General features: G+C 61.6%; 6 protein-coding genes and 1 rRNA gene. 5 read left to right on the forward strand and 2 right to left on the reverse strand.

The window, feature by feature from the left end; translation table 11 throughout:
• The first annotated feature begins 14 nt into the window (after window positions 1-14).
• The 4 genes from rrf to DIE08_RS35100 all read left to right on the forward strand — a co-directional run bounded on the left by rrf (window position 15) and on the right by DIE08_RS35100 (window position 1,663).
• A 5S ribosomal RNA gene (gene rrf, locus DIE08_RS35085) occupies window positions 15-127 on the forward strand.
• 289 nt (window positions 128-416) lie between these two features.
• Window positions 417-821: a Cu(I)-responsive transcriptional regulator gene (cueR, locus tag DIE08_RS35090; protein WP_059603025.1), complete on the forward strand. Its 405-nt coding sequence runs from the start codon at window positions 417-419 to the stop codon at window positions 819-821.
• A gap of 215 nt (window positions 822-1,036) precedes the next feature.
• Window positions 1,037-1,183 (forward strand): DUF3563 family protein, encoded by a 147-nt coding sequence (locus tag DIE08_RS35095; protein ID WP_006478295.1) that lies wholly within the window; start codon window positions 1,037-1,039, stop codon window positions 1,181-1,183.
• A gap of 144 nt (window positions 1,184-1,327) precedes the next feature.
• The gene (locus tag DIE08_RS35100) at window positions 1,328-1,663 is read left to right on the forward strand and encodes a hypothetical protein (protein WP_082728959.1); all 336 of its coding nucleotides are present in this window, start codon (window positions 1,328-1,330) and stop codon (window positions 1,661-1,663) included.
• A gap of 15 nt (window positions 1,664-1,678) precedes the next feature.
• On the opposite strand, the gene DIE08_RS35105 is transcribed toward DIE08_RS35100, so the two are convergent.
• Both DIE08_RS35105 and DIE08_RS35110 read right to left on the reverse strand, forming a co-directional pair.
• Window positions 1,679-2,524 (reverse strand): 23S rRNA (adenine(2030)-N(6))-methyltransferase RlmJ, encoded by an 846-nt coding sequence (locus DIE08_RS35105; protein ID WP_124629837.1) that lies wholly within the window; start codon window positions 2,522-2,524, stop codon window positions 1,679-1,681.
• Between the two features lie 111 nt (window positions 2,525-2,635).
• On the reverse strand, window positions 2,636-3,607 hold the full coding sequence (locus tag DIE08_RS35110; protein ID WP_124906445.1) for an aldo/keto reductase: 972 nt from the start codon (window positions 3,605-3,607) through the stop codon (window positions 2,636-2,638).
• A 163-nt stretch (window positions 3,608-3,770) separates the two neighbouring features.
• Between DIE08_RS35110 and DIE08_RS35115 the strand changes: the two genes are divergently transcribed.
• Window positions 3,771-3,865, forward strand: a 95-nt coding sequence (locus DIE08_RS35115) for an SDR family NAD(P)-dependent oxidoreductase (RefSeq protein ID WP_124629839.1), incomplete at its 3' end; no start/stop codon positions are given.

The following is a 3,865-nucleotide window of genomic DNA, read 5'->3' on the forward strand; positions in this document are numbered from 1 at the left end:
AACAACCCTCTTTGCCTGATGACCATAGCGAGTCGGTCCCACCCCTTCCCATCCCGAACAGGACCGTGAAACGACTCTACGCCGATGATAGTGCGGATTCCCGTGTGAAAGTAGGTAATCGTCAGGCTCCCTAAGCCAGAAACCCCCGCCCGACAAGGCGGGGGTTTTTGCATTTGCGCGGCAGAAAATACGCGAGATGGTAGATACCCGTCTCCGTCTTGCAAGCTGCATGCTGTCTCGGACCGGCAGGTCCCGCGGCAACCCACCCCAATAAACTTATCCGGATTGCAGTCGATTCCGTTGTCACGCCCGCGCCGGAACGAAATCTCGCGATTTGATACGATCGAAGTGTCGTCGACGGCTGCTTGCCTCGACGTTCATGTTCGAACCAGTGCTTGATGGAGAGAGGGCAGGGAATGAATATCGGCGACGCGTCGCGCGAATCCGGCGTCAGCGCAAAAATGATCCGGTACTACGAACAGGTCGGTCTTCTTGCGCCCAGCAAGCGGAGCGACGCCGGATACCGGATCTACGGTTCGGACGAAGTCCATATCCTGCGCTTCATCCGTCAGGCACGGCGGCTCGGTTTTCTCGTCGAGGATATCCGCAAGTTGCTGATGCTCTGGCAGGACCGCGCCCGCGCCAGCGTCGAAGTGAAGTCGATTGCCCTCGAACACGTGGCCGAACTCGACAAACGCATCGCGGAATTGAGCGACATGCGCAATACGCTAGCGGATCTCGCCGCGCACTGCCATGGTGACGAACGACCTGAATGCCCGATCTTGGCGCGCCTGGCCGAACCGGCTGGTGAACCAGATTAGTGCATGCCCTCGAGGTCGAAAAGAGACCTCGATTCAATATTCATAAAAATCAGTGAGTTAAAGCGGATGCTTCACAAGCCATTCCAAAATGGAATGGCTTCCATGCAAGCATTTCACTGGCATCTTGGTGCGGCATCGTTATAATTCGGGATAACCCTATACGGGAAATCCCTGAATCTCGATTCGCCAGGGGTCCCCCTTCCTTGGAGAAGATCATGATCGCCTACATCGTTGAAAAGCTGAGCAACTGGTTCGAATCCGCAGAACGTGAGCGCCGTGAGGCATACCTCGCCACGTCGTCGGACATCGTACAGCTCGAGAGCCGCATCCGCTCGCTCGAAACCAACGGCTACTCGCTGTAATCGAGTTACCGCCAGGTGCCGTGTGGCACCGAACGAAAAGCAAGCCCCGTGTTGACGGGGCTTTGTTTTTTGTGCGCTTGATCTGGCGAAATCGTCGGCGCGGCGCTATGGTATGGGCCTGTTTTTAACCGGAAGAGTACAACCATGCGCTTGCGTCTCGATGTGCGTCACGTTTCCCGCGCGCGTCTCGTTCTGGGGGCTGTTGTGCTCGCTCACGGCTTGGCGGCCGGTGCGGCGACGTCGTCCAAGCCGCTGATTCTCGATACGCAACATGGGATCCAGGATGGCAAGGGCGGCCTGGTGTTGCAAACGGCTCCGCTATCGTCAGAGCCAATCGTCGAGCCCGCAGGCATGCGAGCGCCGGCCGGGCAAGGATCGACTTCATCGATCCCGCTGTTTGTCGCGCCGTATATCAATGTGCCGGGCTGGGGCGTGTCGCCGGCCAATCAGCCGAGACCCACGCCAAGACCGCAGCCATAACGGCACGACGGCCGCTCAGTTCCCGCGGTGCTCGATCTGGCATCGGGCGCCGCTGTCCTGTCCCAGGCGTTCGACGAGATAGGGCAGCGCTTCGTTCATGCTCTGCGCGAGTGTGTACGGCGGATTCAGGATGAACATTCCGCTGCCGTAAAGGCCCAGGCCGCCTGTCGGCGGATTCGATACCGTCAGCGTCAGGTGCAGCCAGTTGTTCGGCTGCAGGCGCTTGAGCTGTTCCGGAAAACGCTGCGATTCCACCCGCGCAACCTGCGGATACCAGATCGCGTAACAGCCGGTCGCGAAACGCTTCAGGCATTCCGTTACGCAAGTCACCGTGCGCGCGTAGTCCTTCTTGTCCTCATAGGACGGATCGATCAGCACGAGCGCGCGTCGCGGCGGCGGCGGCAGCAGCGCCTTGATGCCCTCGAAGCCGTCACCGGCGTAAATCATCGCGCGGCGCCCCGCATCGCGGAAGTTGTGACGCAGCACGTCGATTTCCGTCGTGTGCATTTCGAACAGACGCATCCGGTCCTGCTCGCGCATCGACCGCCATGCGAGATACGGGGAGCCCGGATAGTAGCGCAGCTCGCCGTCGTCGTTCAGCGCGCGCACCTCGTCGACGTAATCACCGAGCACCTCGGGCAGGTTCTTTTCGTTCCATAGCGCCCCAATCCCGGTGTCGAATTCCCCCGTCTTGGCGGCATAACCGTCGCGCAGCGAATACACGCCGGCGCCGGCGTGCGTGTCGATGTACCAGTACGACTTGTCTTTCTTGTTCAGGTGGCGCAGCAGCTGGACGACGACGGCGTGCTTGAGCACGTCCGCGTGGTTGCCTGCATGAAAACCGTGACGATAACTGAGCATGGCTGGCTGCCTGAAACGAAAGATGAATCGATGAAAGCGGACGATTGCGTGCGGCCGCTGGGCCGCGCACCAATGCGGCCGCGTATTGTACGCGAGTGGGCGTGAGCCGCTTTACTCGAATGCGTCGCCGGCGGCCTCTTCGATACGTTGCTTGACCTCCGGCGTCAGCTTCGCGATAACGTCGAGCGCGCGCATGTTGTCGCCGATCTGCTCGACTCGCGAGGCGCCCGTAATGACAGAACTCACGCGCGGATTCGCGAGTATCCATGCGATCGCGAGTTGGGCGGTGCTGCAGTCGAGCTCGGCCGCGATCGCGCCGAGCCGTTCGACCACGTCGTTGCTGGCCGGATCCGTCAGCCGCGCACGGAGCCAGTCGTAGCCCGGCAGTTGCGCGCGGCTACCCGGCGGTACGCCGTTCCGGTACTTGCCGGTGAGCAGCCCCGATGCCAGCGGGCTCCAGGTCGTCAGGCCGAGGCCGTAGTCGTCATAAAGCCGCGCGTATTCCTGCTCGACCCGGGTACGGTGGAACAGGTTGTACTGCGGCTGCTCGACGACCGGCTTGTGCAGATGGTGCCGCTCGGCAATTTCGTACGCGGCGCGGATCTCGTCGGCGCTCCATTCGGACGTGCCCCAGTAGAGCGCCTTGCCGCGCACGATCATGTCGCTCATCGCCCAGACGGTCTCCTCGATCGGCGTGTTCGGATCGGGGCGATGGCAGTACACGAGGTCGACATAGTCGAGCTGCAGCCGGCGCAGCGAGTGGTCGATCGCGTTCAGCAGATATTTCCGGTTCAGCGTGTGATACTGGTTCGGCGCTTCCGCGAGTCCCCAGAAGAACTTGGTGGACACGAGGTAGCTGATGCGCGGCCAGCCGAGCGACTTGATCGCCTGGCCCATGATTTCCTCGGATTTGCCACCCGCATAGACCTCGGCGTTGTCGAAGAAATTGACGCCCGCATCGCGGGCCGCCGCGAGGCATTCGCGGGCAACCCGCTGATCGACCTGGTTGCCGTAGGTGACCCACGAGCCGAGCGAAAGCGCGCTGATCTGAAGGCCGGAGCGGCCTAGCCGTCGATAGTGCATGGGAGTCTCCCTCGACTCGAAACCGACCTTAAGCTTAGACGTTTTGCGCGCGAACGGCGGGGCCGATCGTGCACAATAGCGGCTGGCCCATCTGCAGGACCGCGCGACGAAAGCGGCTGCAGCGGGGCGCGCTTTTTCGATCCGATAACGGAAGGAGACGGACATGGCAGCAGATCTGACCGGCAAGACCGCAGTCGTCACGGGCGCCGCAAGCGGCATCGGCAAGGAAATCGCACTCGAGCTCGCGAAGGCGGGCGC

The sequence above is a fragment of the Burkholderia sp. Bp9004 genome (assembly GCF_003858025.1).
In the GTDB taxonomy this organism is placed as follows: Bacteria; Pseudomonadota; Gammaproteobacteria; order Burkholderiales; family Burkholderiaceae; genus Burkholderia; species Burkholderia diffusa.

Coding starts and splice junctions, on each gene's coding strand:
- cueR (WP_059603025.1), top strand. CDS start 417: ATGAATATCGGCGACGCGTCGCGCGAATCCGGCGTCAGCGCAAAAATG.
- DIE08_RS35095 (WP_006478295.1), top strand. CDS start 1,037: ATGATCGCCTACATCGTTGAAAAGCTGAGCAACTGGTTCGAATCCGCA.
- DIE08_RS35100 (WP_082728959.1), top strand. CDS start 1,328: ATGCGCTTGCGTCTCGATGTGCGTCACGTTTCCCGCGCGCGTCTCGTT.
- DIE08_RS35105 (WP_124629837.1), bottom strand. CDS start 2,524: ATGCTCAGTTATCGTCACGGTTTTCATGCAGGCAACCACGCGGACGTG.
- DIE08_RS35110 (WP_124906445.1), bottom strand. CDS start 3,607: ATGCACTATCGACGGCTAGGCCGCTCCGGCCTTCAGATCAGCGCGCTT.